This window comes from Mesorhizobium sp. M0040, from assembly GCF_040323505.1.
Taxonomy (GTDB): Bacteria; Pseudomonadota; Alphaproteobacteria; order Rhizobiales; family Rhizobiaceae; genus Mesorhizobium.
In genome coordinates this window covers 15,473-30,470 of sequence record NZ_JAMYVA010000043.1, presented here as the reverse complement: position 1 = coordinate 30,470, position 14,998 = coordinate 15,473, and the positions used below count along the sequence as shown (strand labels likewise).

Here is a 14,998-nt window from a genome sequence, read left to right as displayed (position 1 = left end):
AGACTCGAAAATGCAAGCAAAATCACAGATTAAGCTCGGTATCGGCATTGTCGGATGCGGCAACATCTCGATGACTTATCTGCGCAACGCGGCGCTCTTCGGCGGCCTCGAGTTGCGTGCATGCGCCGACATTTCCACCGAACTGGCGGCACTGCGCGGCAGCGAATACGGCATCCGGGCAGTCAGCGTCGACACGCTTCTAGCCGATCCGGACATCGACCTTGTCCTCAACCTGACCGTCCCGGCGGCGCATTTCGACATCTCGTTTTCGGCGCTTTCGGCGGGCAAGCATGTTTTCACCGAAAAGCCGCTGTCAACCTCGGCTAGCGACGGCCGCCGGCTTGTCGCCGAGGCGGCGAAGCGCAATCTGCTCCTAGGCTCGGCCCCCGACACTTTTCTCGGCGCAGCCGGACGGCGGGCGCGCCGCCTGATGGACGAGGGCGCGATCGGCCGCGCCGTCACCGGCACCGCCTTCATGATGGGGCGCGGCATGGAGCACTGGCATCCCAATCCGCAATTTTACTATCAGCCGGGCGCCGGCCCAATCTTCGACATGGGCCCCTATTACCTGACCATGCTGGTCAACCTGCTTGGGCCGGTGGCACGCGTGATGGCGATGGCGACTCAGGGACAGGAAGTGCGCCTTATCACTGCCGAAGGTCCCTACAGGAACACCAGTTTCAAGGTCGGCACGCCGACCAACATCCTATCGCTGCTGGAGTTCCGATCGGGCGCCACCGTCACCTTCGGAGCCTCCTGGGATGTCTTCAGACACTCCAATCACCCTATCGAACTGCACGGCACGGAAGGCTCACTGCGCCTGCCCGATCCTGACACGTTCGGCGGCACCGTATCGCTTTCGGAACGCGGCGCCGACTGGGCCGACTTCCATAGCGAGAGCGAGCTCTACGGGGGGCGCAACTGGCCTTACGCCGCGCCCGACCGCGCCAACTACCGCATGCTTGGCGTCGCCGATTTGTCGCATGCGCTGACGACGGGCAGAAAACCCCGCGCCTCCGGCGATCTCGCTTTGCATGTGCTGGAGATCATGGAGGCGATCCTCGCTTCGGGAGAAAGCCGCGAGTCCGTCGCCGTCAACGGGGCGGTCGACCAGCCGCCGCTTCTTGGCGAGGACGAGGCGACGAGCCTGCTTGCCTGAGGCGTAGGATCAGTCGATGGCTGCGTTGCTTTCATCACTTCTCGATCCGGAAGCCCGGCATGTGCTCGACCTCGGCCGACAGGCTCCCGCGCGGCCGTTCGAGGCCGGCACGCCTGAAGAGGCGCGGCGCGCCTATGAGGAGAGCTTTCCCACACTGCAGGGTGAACGCGAGCCGGTCGCCTCGCTGAACGAACGCTTCATCGACGGGCCTAGCGGCCCGTTGACGCTCAGGATCTATCACGGGCGACGGGCGGCCTTGGCCAGTGCCCCAGCGCTGCTTTATCTGCATGGCGGCGGCTGGGTAATCGGCAATCTCGATTCCCATGACGAGATCTGTCGCTGGTTTGCCAACATGGCGGCCTGTGTGGTCGTCTGTCCCGACTATCGGCTGGCGCCGGAACACAAATTCCCGGCCGCCATCGAGGATTGCCGCGCAGCGTTTGCCTTCATGCAAAGTGCGGCCGACGATCTCGGCATCGACGCGGAGCGGATCGCTGTCGCCGGCGACAGCGCCGGTGGCAATCTCGCTGCGGTGCTGTGCCTGATGGTGCGTGGGAGCAAGAATCCGCCGACCGTGCAATTGCTGTTCTATCCGAACACGGATGCCTCGCAGACAGCGGACAGCTATCGCCGTTTTGCTGAGGGCTATGGTCTCACCGCGGCAACGATGGCCTGGTTCCGCGACCACTATGTCAACCATGCCGGGGATATCGACGACTGGCGCGTGTCGCCGCTGAAGGTCGCCAGCCTTGCCGGCGCAGCACCAGCCTTTGTCGCGATCGCCGGTCATGACATTCTCGTTGACGAGGGTGGGGCTTACGCAAAGCGTCTGCAAGATGACGGCGTGCCTGTCGTGCTGAGGCGCTGGCCTGGCCAGATCCACGGCTTTGTCTCGATGGGCCGCCATGGTCCGGCCTCGCGGCAAGCCGTCGGCGCGGCGGTTGCCGCGTGGCGCGGCTTCGATGGAAAGCTCAGGCCGATTGACGCATGACCAGCGTCGCGTCGAGATTGACCTTGGCGGCAACCTCCGCTCCATCCTCGTTCAGCAGGGCCAGCAGCGTCTCGACGCTATGTCCCGCCATGGCGGCGAAGTCCTGCGCCATGGTGGTGAGGCCTGGACATGTGTAGCGGCTCAGCGGGTGATCGTCATGAGCTGCGACACGCAGGTCGCAATCGGCCTTGCGACCGACCTTGAGGCCTTGCGCGTAGGCGGCCGCCATCACGCCGAAGGCGAGACGGTCGTTGTTGCACAGAATGGTCTTGCCCGACAGGCCGCCATTGCCGAGCATTTTTTCCATTTGCTCGTAGCCGATCCGTTCGAAATCCCATGTGTAGTCGTCGGTGTTGCCGATGACGACAGGCTCATGCCCGAGCCGCTTCATAGAAGCGATATAGCTTTTCAGTCGTTCTGGCGAGTTGTGGTTGACGTGCGGGATATCGAAATAGACCGGGGCGTCGCCGGACCGGCACAGATACTCGACGATGGTCGAGACGCTCTGGGCATTGTTGTTGCCGACGAACGGCGTTCCGCCTTCGAGATAGGTGTCGAAATAGACCACCGGTATGGCCTGCGTCAGCTTCTCCAGCGTGCGGTGGTCCGAGCGCAGGCCGAGCGGCGCGATGAGTGCACCGGAGACCTTCAGCGACAGGATGGTTCGCGTTGCCTCCACTTCGAGCTCGCGCGAGCCGTGCGAGGAGATCACGATCGGCCAGTAGCCTTCGTCGCGCAGCCTTAGTTCGATGCGGCTGACTATCTCCGAATAAAAGGGGTCGGCCACTGTCGGCACCATGATGCCGATGCTGCGGGTCCGCTTGCGGTTCAGGTTGCGTGCAAACAGATTGGGCTGGTAGTCGGACGAGCGCAGCGCCTCTTCGATACGCTGCCGTGTCGCTGGCTTGACGCTGGTCGGATCGTCGAAATATTTCGACAGCGTCGGCCTGGAGACGCCGCAAGAGCGGGCAAAATCATCCATCGTCTTGTGCGTCGTCGGCATTCAAACGCCTCGCGTTCTGGACATCCAATCACGGGGTTGCCCTAAGCGCTGCCCCAGGGCACCCGCATACGGTGCGCTGCCGTGCAACGGCAACGCAAAAGTTTACAGAGGGCTTCAGCAGTTTCAACGCGTATCGCTGAATTTGTTTCACGCGTAAATTTATTAGTTAACGCGAAAAGTACAAGCCTAATTGACTCAGGATATCGGTTGCCGCCAGGCAGAATTGCACGCGGCCGAGAGGGCCGTCCGAGTCGGGGCCTAGGGGCTCGGTTGCCAATGGGACGAGCTGCCAATTCTGAGCACCACAATCCGGAAGGCACCTAGACATAGCGCACTTCGACTCCCAGCTTGTCCAATCGACTGCGAATCCCAAAGGGCATAGCGGTGTCGGTGATGATCAGATCGACACGTGACAACGAAAATGCCTTGGATGAGGCGCCGATATCCCATTTGCTTGAATCCGCCACAAGGATCACGCGCCTGGCCATACGAACCAGATTGCGTTTTGTGCGCGCAATGTCTTCTGAGACATCGACGACATCGAATGACTGATCGATCGCATGCGCGCTGAGGAACGCTTGGTGGGCCACAAGGCCGCCCACAGCCCTGTCAAAATCCGACACGATCGTGCTGACCGTCGAGGGATAGACCCGACCGCCTATCATATGCACGTCCAGCCCAGGGCGATACATCAGATGCTGTGCAATGTTCATCGCGGTTGTGGCTACTACCACATTGTTGACCGGGGGCATCTGCATTGCGACCTGCAGCAACGTCGAGCCGCTGTCGAACACCACGGACTGGTTGTCTATGATCTGGCGCGCCGCCATCTGCGCGATACGCCGTTTGGCATCGAAATTGCGAGACATCCGCTCTTCGAAGGCCGCCGCGGGCGAATCAGCGGGCAAGGCGATCGCACCGCCATGCGTTTTGATCAACTGCTTTTTTGCATCCAGAATTTCCAGGTCGGACCTGATGGTCACCTCGGAGACGCCGAAGTTTTCCGCCAGTTGGCTGGTACGCGCCTGGCCGGTCCGCTGAAGCGCGAGCATGATCTGATGTCGCCGTTGTTCCGCAAGCATGTGTAACCCCGAATTGCTGTTTGGATAACTGCACGCCAACCTTTCGAAAATCGAATAGGAAACCGGCCTGCGTTTGAGAATTCGAGGGATACCGCCTCACCGCAGCGAACGCTAGCCGTTGCAGTTGCAATCTATATCGAAACGAAAGAAATCGAAATATTGAATATTGTTTTGCTTTCGAGTTAGGGTCCTCAACGTCAGATCAACAATTGCGAAGGGACTGCACTGATATGGGCCTTGGAACTAAAATTCGCTTGTCGCGGCTGTTCTCGCATCGATCTGGGAACCTGTTCGGTGGTGCCGTCGACCATTTCGTAGGGTACGGCAACGTCCGCGAGGGAGGCCTTGCGGATCTGCCCGGCGCGCTCAAGCGGGTGATGGCCGGAGAGCCAGATTACATCAGCATTCAGCCTGGTGCGGCGCGTCATTTGTGGCCGGCTTACGCCGGCAAGGCAGCGCTGGTCATTCAGGCGGGATGCTTTACGCCCGACGATCGGATCAGTCAGTTGATCGCGACGCCCGAAGATGCAGTGCGCTATGGTGCCGATGCGCTGGCGGTCGCCATTCCGGTGCGGGGCGATACCGAGGGTCACTACATTCGTTGGCTTACCGATACGGTCAACGCGGCTGCTCGTTTCGAAATGCCGGTCGTTGCACATGTTTATCCCCGCGACTATTCAAACGGCTGCAAGATCGTCTTCACCCCCGACGAAATCGCCTACGCAGTGCGGATTGGTTTTGAGACCGGTGTTGACGTGATCAAGGTCGGATACACCGGGGACTTCGACTCATTCAAGGAAACCGTGGCAACTTGCCCGGTTCCCATCGTTATCGCCGGCGGTCCGAAGACCGAGGATCTTCTGGGCGCTCTCACCCAGACATCTGAAGCCCTGCGCGCCGGTGCGAAGGGTGCCGTCGTGGGGCGCAATCTGTGGGGGCACGGTGACACCACGATGGCAGCGCGTGCATTCAAGTGCGTCATTCACGATGGGATGGCGCCGCAAGACGCTTTGGCGGCTGCGGGCACGTGAGCTGTGACCGGCAATCTGCAGGTTTTGGGCTTCGGAGCCTTGGCGATTGACGACATCATCTATGTCGACAGCCCGCTGGGTGCTGGCAAAGGGAAGGTGACAAATCGCACGAAGGACCACGGCGGCAATGTGGCGACGGCACTCGTTGCTGTCGCCAAGCTGGGGGGGCGTGCCGGTTTCATCGGCTGGCTGAGTGATCAGCCACTTACGGATGTCGGCGCCCACGAGCTTGAACGACACGGCGTCGACATATCTTTCGCGCCACGTCGTTCCGATGCCAAGCCGATCCGGTCGGTTATTACGGTCGCGCCCGATGGTGACAGGTTCATCGCCTATGATGATGATGTGCCGCACGGGACCTCCGATGCGCTGGCCGATAGCGTCCTTGCGCAAGCCCAGGTGCTGCTGATCGACGGTTACGCCATGCACGCCGACATGATCGTTGCTCGTGCCCGTAAGCTGGGTCTGGCGGTGGTGGCCGATATTGAGTGGACTGTCGGACCTGCGACCGAACGATTGATCCGCCTGTCAAATCACCTGGTATTGCCTCTGAAATTTGCCCAAACCTATACTGGCGAGGCCAAGGCGACAGCGATCCTGCGCAAGCTGTGGTCAGATGACCGCTCCGCGGTCGTGTTAACCGAAGGCGATCGAGGAGCCTATATCCGGCAAAAGGACGATGTCGTTTTGTGGCACGTTCCGGCCTACAAGGTCAGGGCAGTGGACACGACCGGCGCGGGGGATTGTTTTCATGGCGCCTATGCCTTCGCCCTTACGCAGGGAAAGCAGCCTGTCGCCTGCGCTGTTTATGCAACTGCCGCGGCCGCGATCTCAGTGACGGGCCGGGGTGGCCGCATGGCTCTGCCGGATCACAACGCCTGTGTCGCGTGGATGGCGAAAGAAAATGCACCTGTGCCCATACCGATTACGTCGCCAGACTGAGAATTCATCACTCGGATATTGCCGCTGCTGGTGGGACGTCCGAGGCGCGCGGTTAACCGCGCAGATAGCAATGCCGGTTCGATCTGCAGTCGCGCCGCGCGGAGGCTATTCGATGTTTAGGTAGCGCTGACAATAGGGAGGATGTGACGTGGCTGTTGTTGTGTTGGACAAAATTTGCAAGACCTACGGGACGAAATTCCAAGCCATCAAGGATCTTAGCCTGACGATAAACGACGGCGAGTTCCTCATTCTCGTTGGCCCTTCGGGATGCGGAAAATCGACAGCCTTGCGCATGATCGCGGGGCTGGAGGAGATCAGCAGCGGAACCCTGACCATTGGTGGAGAGAATGTTGAGGACCTAGCGCCGAAGGACCGGGATATTGCGATGGTCTTTCAGAACTATGCCCTTTATCCGCATATGACAGTGTTCGACAACATAGGCTTCTCGATGAAGCTTGCGGGGAAGAGCAAGGCCGAGCGGACGAAGCGCGTCCATGAAATAGCAAAGACCCTGCAGCTGCACACGCTGCTCGACAGTAAGCCGGCCGCGCTGTCTGGCGGACAACGCCAGAGGGTCGCCATGGGGCGCGCGATGGTGCGCGAACCGGCAGCCTTTCTCATGGATGAACCCTTGTCAAACCTCGATGCCAAGCTGCGCGTGCAAATGCGCGCGGAAATTGTCAGCCTGCAAAGACAGCTGGGGGTGACCACGATTTATGTAACACACGATCAGACCGAAGCCTTGACCATGGGCGACCGGGTTGCGGTCTTGAAAGGCGGTGTCCTTCAGCAGGTCGACACGCCAAAGACGCTGTATAATCGACCAGTCAATGCCTTCGTCGCGGGTTTCATCGGCTCGCCGTCGATGAACCTGTTCGAAGGCCGTTTGCACAATGGCAGGATCAACCTGCCGACCTTTTCGATACCGGTGCCGACGAGTGCGTTTGAGCGCTCTCCTGGTCTGAGCGCCTTCGAAGGCAAGACGCTCATTTTCGGCATACGCCCCGAGGATCTTTACGACAGCAGTCTGGAATCGGGATCGCGACATGCCACTCTACCGGCCATCGTGAAGACGACAGAGGAATTGGGATCCGAGCTTATCGTTCATTTGAAGGTCGACGCGGTTCGAATCGATTCTGGCGACCCAGATGCTGTTGAAGATCTAAGCGGCGCAGCAAATGTCGTAGCGAGGTTTGAAGCCGTCAGCGCGGTCCGGCCGGGCGCGTTGATTGATCTGGCGATCGATGCGGCCAAGTTGCACTTCTTCGATCCCCAGACGCACCTCACAATCTAGCGTGATCCGCGATGGTTGACCCGGCTAAAGGGACGGAGACGCAAATGTCGCTTCCGTCTTCTGGTCCATTTGCGTAGGTGACGGTAGACGCTGGCTTCGCTCTCCTGGGCAATCCGACCAGTTCTCGCTCGCCCATCACAGCTCGGGCCGTCTTCGTTGGCAAATGGTGAGACTTTGCTCGACATCGGTTCAGCGCGCGACAGCCGATTTTTCCACCGGAGGTGGAGATCGTCTTGTGCCCGGCGGCACCCTGTCATCGACAACCAAAACGATCGCCTGAACGCCTCTGAATTGCGACGTCTATGCGAGCGCGCGACCCCACCGAATGGCGTTTTTTTCTCTTCGAATATACGACTTTCATTTGTTTTCTTTTTAGGGGAGTGGCTTTCATTTGTTTACGAAAATAGAGAAAGAAAGCGGCACAAGCAATGTGCACAAGGGAAAAACTACCCTCAGAGAGCTTAAGAAAACCATATACCAATCAATGGCTTACATTCATTCATAACGTCCCGGCATCCTACCCATTTTTCACGATTGCAGTTCTTGATTGACACAAAGACCCGGAAAAGAACCTAGTTTGATCGCGATCGGGAGGATCGAGCCAAACGTCGCTCCTAGGAGGAAAACATGAACGTCAGAAGATATATTGCTGCGGCCACGTCGGCTGTGGCTGTCTGGGCACTGTCTGCTACCTGCGCCTTTGCTGAGACCAATCTCGAATTCATCCAATGGTGGGAGCCGGAAATGCCCGCCGGTGCTCTGCGTAGCATCATGGACGACTTCGAAGCCAAAAACCCTGGTATCAAGGTGACGCTCGTCAGCGGTCCCTATTCCGCCACCCATGATCAGATCGTAGTCGGCGCCGCGTCGGGGACGCTCAGCGACGTCGTCGGCCTGGACGGAGCATGGGTCAATGGCCTTGCAAAGCAGGGCGCAATCGCTTCCATGGACAGCCTGATGGCTGACGCCAAATATGATCAGAGCCAGATCGCTGACATCATCAAGGTCAACGGCCAAAGCGTCATGTTCCCGCTCGCCTCGTTCGTATACCCGGTCTTCGTCAACCTCGATCTGGCCAAGGCTGCTGGTGTCGACAAGATGCCGGCCAACCGCACAGAATTCGCTGCTGCCGCGAAGAAGATGACCAATGCGGACAAGAACGAGTACGGGTGGGTGCTGCCGCTATCGCTGCAAAACCCCGGCGGCATCCAGAACGACGTGATGTCTTGGGTCTGGGCTTCCGGAGCATCGATGCTCAAGGACGGCAAGCCCGACGTGGAAAATGAGGCCGTGGTCGGTACACTCGAATACGTCAAGTCGCTACAGGACGCCGGCGTCATATCGCCAGGCATCTTTGCCAAGAAGGAACAGGACAAGGTCGAAGAGTTCGTCAACGGCCGTGTCGGAATGATGATCGACTCGCTGGCTCATATCAATCTTATCCGCCAGCGTAACCCCAATCTAAAGTTCGGTATCTCTGCGCTTCCTGCGGTCGACGGCTATACGGGTAAGCGCGGACTGCCCTATGCCTCTTGGGGCATCGGCATTAGCAACAGCACCGAGCATAAGGCAGAAGCCTGGAAGCTTGTTGAATATCTGATGAGCCCGGAAGTGAACGGCCGCCTGGTATCGCTCGCAAATGCCTTTCCGGGCAACGTGCAAGCGAAGCCTGACTTCTCGAAATCGGACCCGCTGTTCGAGGAAGCCTTCAAGATCTTCCAAAGCGGTCACTTGGCCAATGAATTCGTGGGCTTGCCGGTGGCCGAAGACCTGATGCGCGACATGAACGTCGAAGTGCAAAAGATGTTCGACGGCCAGCAAACCGCAAAGGAGGCCGCTGCCAACACGCAAAAGCAGTGGTTGGTTGACTTCGCCAAGTAGGCGCTGCTTCAGACAATTCGGCAGCGCGATAAGATCTATCGCGCTGCCGCTGCATCGGAACCGGACCATACGGTCGATGACCCAGCGGATTGTACCTCATGAGCCTCGCCAACGAAGGTTTGATCGTCGCGCGAACGAAAATGCGCAAGCGTGGCATGCTTTCTTACAAGACGAGAAAGCGGCTCACTCCGCTGTTTTATGTGGCACCCGCCACGTTTTTGTTTTGTCTACTAATGCTGTTTCCCATGATCACGGTCCTGCGCTATTCGCTGATGGACGGCGCAATCATGAAAAAGGACGCTGCTTTCATAGGGTTGCAGAACTACGAGACGATCTTCACAGATCCAGTCTTCTGGCAGTCGGTCGGGCAGACCCTCTATTTCACGGTGATGAGCGTCATTTTCCACCTTCTAATCGGCCTGGCCTTCGCCCTGTTGCTGAACACCCAACGCGTCCATCCGATGATTAGAAGCATCCTGCGTGTTCTCTACATATTGCCCTGGCTCTTTACGGCAGTGATCATCGCAATCATCTGGCGGCTGCTTTTGGATCCCAATGGCGTGGTCAACAGCATTCTGATGACGCTCCATATCGTCAACTCCAAGGTCGAGTGGTTCTCCTCGACGAAAACCGCGATCCATGCGTTGACGTTTGCGAACATCTGGGCGGGATACCCCCTATATATGGTCAGCTTGCTCGCCGGTCTCCAGGGCATCCCCAAGGACCTTTACGAAGCCGCCGGCATCGATGGCGCCAATGAGTTCCAAAAGTTTCGGTACATTACGATCCCGCAGCTGATGCCGATCATCATCAGCATCGCCCTGCTGGATTTTATCTGGACGATGCAAGTCTTCCCCCTGGTCTGGATGACGACGGGCGGTGGACCGATCCATTCGACCGAGGTGCTGAGCACGTATACCTATAAGCTTGCGTTTTCGAGTTACGAATTTTCACAGGCTTCGGCGAGCGCGATCTTCATCTTGATCATCTCGATGGGCGCGACTTACTTCTACATCAAACACCAGAAGGCCAGGTGACCGGCAATGGCAAAGCGCTCCTTCAAAAGCACCGTTTTGCCGACCGTACTGACATATCTCGGGCTCGCGGCCGGTCTGGTCTTTGCAGGCTTTCCAATCCTGTGGATGTTTTTCACTTCGTTGAAATCGAACACCGAGATCTTTGCCCTGCCGCCGAGACTGCTGCCCGACCATTTCACGAACGTAGCCTATCTTTCGATCTTCAATGATCCGACCAAGGTGCGCTTCTTTCTCAACAGCTACCTGGTCGCGGGAGTGGTAACCCTTCTGACGTTGCTGATCGCCATTCTGACGGCCTATGGCTTCAGCCGCTATTCATTCCGGCTTAAGAATACCCTTAACGTCTTCATCATCAGCACACAGACCGTACCGCCGATCACGCTTCTGATCCCCTATTTCGGCATGGTCGTCGCCTTCGGCATTTTCAACACCTATTTCGCGCTGATTCTAACCTACATGGTATTCACCCTGCCTTACGCAATCCTTCTGATGACCGGCTATCTCAATACCCTGCCAAAGGAACTCGATGAGGCAGTGCTGGTCGATGGGGGGTCAAGTTGGACAGCGCTGTGGCGTGTGATTATCCCTCTTTCAGTCCCCGGCGTCGTCGCGACCGCGGTCTATACGTTTCTGTTGGCGTGGAACGAGTTCCTTTTTGCGCTTACTTTGACGAAGTCGACGGACATGCGGACCGTTCCGATCGGTATCGAGTTGCTTATGGGCCAACATGCGTTCGAATGGAACGAGATGATGGCGATGAGCGTGCTGGGATCACTCCCGCTTCTGATCCTGTATCTGATTGCACAACGTTACTTCCTCGCGGGCCTGGCCGCCGGGTCGGTGAAGAGCTGAGCAAACTGACTGCCAGTTCGCTGTTCGCTGCTGAACACATCAACCCATTCCGGCCCCGAAGGTCCGGTCTTTGACAGCGCCAGCGCTATGCCAAATCCTGCACGTCGAGGGTCGTGCAGGCCGAAGGCGGCGACTGATCGCGCTCGACATCTCTCCCGCGGTTTCCCAACTGTTTCGCCCCGATGGCCCGGCGCTGACGCCGCTGCCGTCGACCTGAGTGGCGCACTCGGAAGTTGAATCCGACTGCTGACCAAGCCGGCTTCTAGCCTGGCCTCGGCATCCCCTGCCTTGTCGATTCCGCCATCTGATGCCGCGATAGCTCGACACCGGTCTGCTGCAATGCAGCACATCAAAACCCGCGGCACACCATTTTAAATCTTGACGCGTGTCAAATTGTTATAAAACATCCGGAAACGCTGACAAGGCATCGATCAGCGCGGCTGGAAGTGACGAAAGCCGGCGTCGGCGGTCCTGTGACGCGGACATACGGGCCGCTCTATGGCGATGCCTTCTCCAATGAGCTCGAAACCTTCCATCGCCACATCATGCACGGCACCAAACCTCTGACCGATCTCGCGGACTCTCGTCGCGACTTGGCGCTGATGGCGGAGATCATTGATCGCATGAAACAGACTACGGGGATTATGCGCTGATGCTGCCCTTTCATTGAGGGTAGATAGTACGAGGAGATTGCATTGGCTCCCGGCTGGCGGGTCTACGCTTTTCCGGCTCGCGGTCTATCCGCCAACCATCAGCTTGACGACTTCGTCATGGTTGGTTTCCGATATCTTGCGCTCGCCGGCCTGGACGCCGCGCCGCAGCACGATGATGCGGTCGGACACGGCGAAAATATCCAGCAAATTGTGCGAGATGAAGATTACGCCCCTGCCTTGGGCCTTGAGTTGGTGGATGAGCGAAATGACCTTGCGCTGCTCCGGTACGCCGAGGGCCGCGGTCGGTTCGTCCATGATCAGGATCTGCGCGTCCCAATAGACGGCCCGGCCGATGGCAACAGCCTGCCGTTGACCGCCGGAGAAATTGCTGACCGGGGCATCGAGCCGGCTCACATGGAAATCCAACCGCCCCATGGTCTTCTTGGCGGCGACGGCCATGGCCTTGCGATCGAGCACCGGCAAGAAGCCGAAGGCCTTGCGCATGGGTTCACGGCCGAGAAAGATATTGGCGCCGATGGACAAATTGTCGGCGAGAGCGAGATCCTGATAGATAGTTTCGATGCCTTTTTCGCGCGCCTCATGCGGCGTCGCAAATGTCACCGGCTGACCCCTCAGCAGAATTTCACCGCCCGTCGGCTGAAAGACGCCCGATATCGCCTTGATCAGCGTCGTCTTGCCGGCGCCGTTGTCGCCCGCCAGGGCCACCACTTCGCCCGGCCGCACGACCATGGAGAAATCGTTGAGCGCCCGGACGGCGCCGAAGTGCTTGGAAAGGTTCCGGACTTCCAGGAGGGGAGTGGTCTGGCCTGGGCTATTCATCCTGACGGGCTCCACTGAACCGGCGCTGCGCCTGGTCGATGAGAACGGAAATGATGATGACGACGCCGACGGCGATGAACTGCCAGAAGGGCTCGACATTGACGAAAACCAGCCCGTACTGAATGACCGCGATCACCAGCGCACCGGCGACCGTCCCGAAGATCGTGCCCGATCCACCGAACAGGCTGGCGCCGCCGATCACGACGGCTGCGACGCTGTCGAGCAGCAACGGCTCGCCGGCCTGGGCCGCGCCAGCGGTGAAGCGCGCTGCATAGAGGGCACCACCGAGGCCTGCGCACATCGCCGAAAGCACATAGAGGCGCAGGATATGGCCTCTGATGTCGATGCCGGCACGACGAGCCGCCTGCACATTGGCGCCGATGGCGTAGTTGTGCTGGCCGAACCGGGTCTGGCTCAAGATGTAGTGCATCGCGACGACGAAAACGGCTGCAATGACGACGAGATAAGGCACACCGTAGAACCTGCCGTTGCCGAGCAGCGCGAACCAGGAATTCTGGACCGGCACCGTCGTGCCGCCGGCGAGCAGGAAAGCAGCGCCGCGCGCCACGCCAAACATGCCAAGCGTGCCGATGAAGGGCGGAATTCTGAGGCGCGAGATCAGCAAGCCGTTGATCATGCCAGGGACTCCCGCGACGATCACGGCCGCCAGAATGCCCACCATCATGGCCAGAGGCACCGGCATGGCGGCGCCAGCCAGATTCGTGGCATGGGCCGCGACAACAGCAGCAAGGCCCATGATGAAGCCCAGCGAGAGGTCGATGCCTCCCGAAATGATGACGAATGTCTGTCCGGTCGCAAGCAGCAACGGCGCCACGGCAAATATCGCAATGGATTGCACGTTGAACGGGTTGAGCACGAAGGTCGCGCCGAAGGAGGCCCTCGACCAAACCTCGAAACAGATGATCAGGCCGGCGAGAAACAGCCAGGCGCGCCCTTCGGCGATGCGTCCGAGCCAGGTCCTGGCCGGATCACCATGGTCGGCCTGAGGGGCGACATGGGTTTCGCTCTGCTCGGTTGGTGATGTTGAAGTCATGGATACATCCGATCCGCAGCGCGGTCTCCGTCAACAGGGTCCCAGAGACCCGGCGCAGGTCTCCTCCCGGCAAGCCGGAAGGAGACCAAGCTGGTTGGCATCATTCGGAATAGAGGTACTTCGAGATATTCGGGTCCGCGATGTTTGACTTGTCCATGATCGTAAAGCCGGTGCCGATCGCAACCGGGATCGACTGGCCGGTCAGGTGGGCATAGGCCGAAACGACACCAAAATAGCCGATCTCGGCCGGATGTTGGGCAATCGCAACGTCCACCAAGCCGGTGTTGATGTTGTCGACGATGCTCACCGGTGCGTCGAACGCGACGACCTTGATGGTGCCGCTTTGCCCTGCCTGCTTGACGCCGTTCGCCGCGCCGATCGCCGAGAACAGATTTGCACCGAACACACCAACGAGATCGGAGTTGCGCGCGAACGTCGCTTGGAGCTGCGAGGCAGCCTTGTTGGCGTCGTCGTCATTGAACTGCGTCTCGAGCACGGTGATGTCCGGATGCTTCGCCATTTCCTTCTTGAAGCCCTCTTCACGCTGATCGGTGGTCGAAATGCCGGGCTTGACGTTCGAAACATAGACCTTGCCCTTGCCGCCAATGGCCTTGACCAATGCCCGCGCGGCGATCTCGCCGCCCAGAATGTTGTCGGAAGCAATATAGGACAGCGGGAAATCCGCCTCACCGGCGCCGGTCTGGTAGACGCCGCTGCCGATGAAAGTGTCGACGGTGATCACCGGGATGCCGGCGTCATTGGCCTTGCGGAGCGGCTCGACCAATTGAACCTTGTCGGTTGGCGCGATCAGGATCGCGTCTGGCTTCTTAGCGATGACCGCGTCAAGCACGGGAACTTGCGTTACCGGATTGAAATCCGAAGCGCCCTGGAACACCAGGGTCACGCCAAGGGCATCGGCCGCCGCCTGGGCGCCTTTGCGCATGGTGATGTAGAAGCCGTCGGTGGTAAGGCCCGGAACGAGAGCAATGGTGAACTTCTTGTCCTGCGCCAAAGCGGGCGTGATCAGCGCCGTTGCGCAGATGGCGAGAGCCGCCAGGGCGGCAACGATCTTCTTCATAACATCCTCCTCATAATGTTGGCAGATTTGCCGTTGCGATTGATATCGGGAATGGCCGTCAATCTGTTCAGGCTACAAATCGTAATGCGCTGACGGCCGGG

General features: G+C 59.0%; 14 protein-coding genes. 9 read left to right on the top strand and 5 right to left on the bottom strand.

Features of this window, described 5'->3' with window-relative positions:
• Positions 1 to 10: 10 nt before the first annotated feature.
• Together NKJ91_RS26320 and NKJ91_RS26315 are read left to right on the top strand one after the other, a co-directional pair.
• The gene (locus NKJ91_RS26320) at positions 11 to 1,159 is read left to right on the top strand and encodes a Gfo/Idh/MocA family protein (protein WP_352457861.1); all 1,149 of its coding nucleotides are present in this window, start codon (positions 11 to 13) and stop codon (positions 1,157 to 1,159) included.
• Positions 1,160 to 1,175: 16 nt separating this feature from the next.
• On the top strand, positions 1,176 to 2,150 hold the full coding sequence (locus tag NKJ91_RS26315) for an alpha/beta hydrolase (RefSeq protein WP_352457860.1): 975 nt from the start codon (positions 1,176 to 1,178) through the stop codon (positions 2,148 to 2,150).
• Here NKJ91_RS26315 and NKJ91_RS26310 read toward each other — a convergent pair.
• Together NKJ91_RS26310 and NKJ91_RS26305 are read right to left on the bottom strand one after the other, a co-directional pair.
• A complete protein-coding gene (locus tag NKJ91_RS26310) occupies positions 2,131 to 3,153 on the bottom strand; it encodes a LacI family DNA-binding transcriptional regulator (RefSeq protein ID WP_352457859.1) in 1,023 nt (340 codons plus the stop codon). The two genes, NKJ91_RS26315 and NKJ91_RS26310, sit on opposite strands and share 20 nt — an antisense overlap.
• Before the next feature lie 320 nt (positions 3,154 to 3,473).
• The gene (locus NKJ91_RS26305) at positions 3,474 to 4,235 is read right to left on the bottom strand and encodes a DeoR/GlpR family DNA-binding transcription regulator (RefSeq protein WP_352457858.1); all 762 of its coding nucleotides are present in this window, start codon (positions 4,233 to 4,235) and stop codon (positions 3,474 to 3,476) included.
• 230 nt (positions 4,236 to 4,465) lie between these two features.
• On the opposite strand from NKJ91_RS26305, the gene NKJ91_RS26300 reads away from it, so the two are divergent.
• The 7 genes from NKJ91_RS26300 to NKJ91_RS26270 all read left to right on the top strand — a co-directional run bounded on the left by NKJ91_RS26300 (position 4,466) and on the right by NKJ91_RS26270 (position 11,925).
• The gene (locus NKJ91_RS26300; protein WP_352457857.1) at positions 4,466 to 5,266 is read left to right on the top strand and encodes a beta/alpha barrel domain-containing protein; all 801 of its coding nucleotides are present in this window, start codon (positions 4,466 to 4,468) and stop codon (positions 5,264 to 5,266) included.
• Positions 5,267 to 5,269: 3 nt separating this feature from the next.
• Positions 5,270 to 6,208, top strand: coding sequence for a PfkB family carbohydrate kinase (locus NKJ91_RS26295; RefSeq protein ID WP_352457856.1), 939 nt, complete (start codon positions 5,270 to 5,272; stop codon positions 6,206 to 6,208).
• Between the two features lie 148 nt (positions 6,209 to 6,356).
• Positions 6,357 to 7,502, top strand: a complete 1,146-nt coding sequence (locus NKJ91_RS26290) for an ABC transporter ATP-binding protein (RefSeq protein WP_352457855.1) — start codon at positions 6,357 to 6,359, stop codon at positions 7,500 to 7,502.
• Positions 7,503 to 8,129: 627 nt separating this feature from the next.
• Positions 8,130 to 9,383, top strand: coding sequence for an ABC transporter substrate-binding protein (locus tag NKJ91_RS26285; protein ID WP_023680291.1), 1,254 nt, complete (start codon positions 8,130 to 8,132; stop codon positions 9,381 to 9,383).
• A 98-nt stretch (positions 9,384 to 9,481) separates the two neighbouring features.
• Positions 9,482 to 10,420 carry a carbohydrate ABC transporter permease gene (locus NKJ91_RS26280; RefSeq protein ID WP_023680290.1) on the top strand — a complete coding sequence of 313 codons (939 nt, stop codon included), beginning with the start codon at positions 9,482 to 9,484 and terminating at the stop codon, positions 10,418 to 10,420.
• 6 nt (positions 10,421 to 10,426) lie between these two features.
• Complete coding sequence (locus tag NKJ91_RS26275) at positions 10,427 to 11,272, top strand: carbohydrate ABC transporter permease (RefSeq protein WP_352457854.1); 846 nt, start codon at positions 10,427 to 10,429, stop codon at positions 11,270 to 11,272.
• Between the two features lie 446 nt (positions 11,273 to 11,718).
• Positions 11,719 to 11,925: a hypothetical protein gene (locus NKJ91_RS26270; protein WP_352457853.1), complete on the top strand. Its 207-nt coding sequence runs from the start codon at positions 11,719 to 11,721 to the stop codon at positions 11,923 to 11,925.
• Between the two features lie 84 nt (positions 11,926 to 12,009).
• Here the strand turns inward: NKJ91_RS26270 and NKJ91_RS26265 are convergent, their stop codons facing one another.
• The 3 genes from NKJ91_RS26265 to NKJ91_RS26255 form a co-directional block, all read right to left on the bottom strand.
• Entirely contained in the window at positions 12,010 to 12,765 is a 756-nt protein-coding gene (locus tag NKJ91_RS26265) for an ATP-binding cassette domain-containing protein (RefSeq protein WP_023680286.1), read from the bottom strand.
• Positions 12,758 to 13,819 carry an ABC transporter permease subunit gene (locus NKJ91_RS26260; RefSeq protein ID WP_352457852.1) on the bottom strand — a complete coding sequence of 354 codons (1,062 nt, stop codon included), beginning with the start codon at positions 13,817 to 13,819 and terminating at the stop codon, positions 12,758 to 12,760. Before NKJ91_RS26260 ends, NKJ91_RS26265 begins: the two co-directional genes overlap by 8 nt.
• A 100-nt stretch (positions 13,820 to 13,919) precedes the next feature.
• Positions 13,920 to 14,897, bottom strand: a complete 978-nt coding sequence (locus tag NKJ91_RS26255) for an ABC transporter substrate-binding protein (protein WP_352457851.1) — start codon at positions 14,895 to 14,897, stop codon at positions 13,920 to 13,922.
• Between the last annotated feature and the right edge of the window lie 101 nt (positions 14,898 to 14,998).

What these genes read in the sequence shown, in the direction of transcription:
- NKJ91_RS26265 (WP_023680286.1), bottom strand. Translation starts at nt 12,765, where the DNA reads ATGAATAGCCCAGGCCAGACCACTCCCCTCCTGGAAGTCCGGAACCTT.
- NKJ91_RS26320 (WP_352457861.1), top strand. Translation starts at nt 11, where the DNA reads ATGCAAGCAAAATCACAGATTAAGCTCGGTATCGGCATTGTCGGATGC.
- NKJ91_RS26275 (WP_352457854.1), top strand. Translation starts at nt 10,427, where the DNA reads ATGGCAAAGCGCTCCTTCAAAAGCACCGTTTTGCCGACCGTACTGACA.
- NKJ91_RS26255 (WP_352457851.1), bottom strand. Translation starts at nt 14,897, where the DNA reads ATGAAGAAGATCGTTGCCGCCCTGGCGGCTCTCGCCATCTGCGCAACG.
- NKJ91_RS26305 (WP_352457858.1), bottom strand. Translation starts at nt 4,235, where the DNA reads ATGCTTGCGGAACAACGGCGACATCAGATCATGCTCGCGCTTCAGCGG.
- NKJ91_RS26310 (WP_352457859.1), bottom strand. Translation starts at nt 3,153, where the DNA reads ATGCCGACGACGCACAAGACGATGGATGATTTTGCCCGCTCTTGCGGC.
- NKJ91_RS26315 (WP_352457860.1), top strand. Translation starts at nt 1,176, where the DNA reads ATGGCTGCGTTGCTTTCATCACTTCTCGATCCGGAAGCCCGGCATGTG.
- NKJ91_RS26260 (WP_352457852.1), bottom strand. Translation starts at nt 13,819, where the DNA reads ATGACTTCAACATCACCAACCGAGCAGAGCGAAACCCATGTCGCCCCT.
- NKJ91_RS26300 (WP_352457857.1), top strand. Translation starts at nt 4,466, where the DNA reads ATGGGCCTTGGAACTAAAATTCGCTTGTCGCGGCTGTTCTCGCATCGA.
- NKJ91_RS26280 (WP_023680290.1), top strand. Translation starts at nt 9,482, where the DNA reads ATGAGCCTCGCCAACGAAGGTTTGATCGTCGCGCGAACGAAAATGCGC.
- NKJ91_RS26285 (WP_023680291.1), top strand. Translation starts at nt 8,130, where the DNA reads ATGAACGTCAGAAGATATATTGCTGCGGCCACGTCGGCTGTGGCTGTC.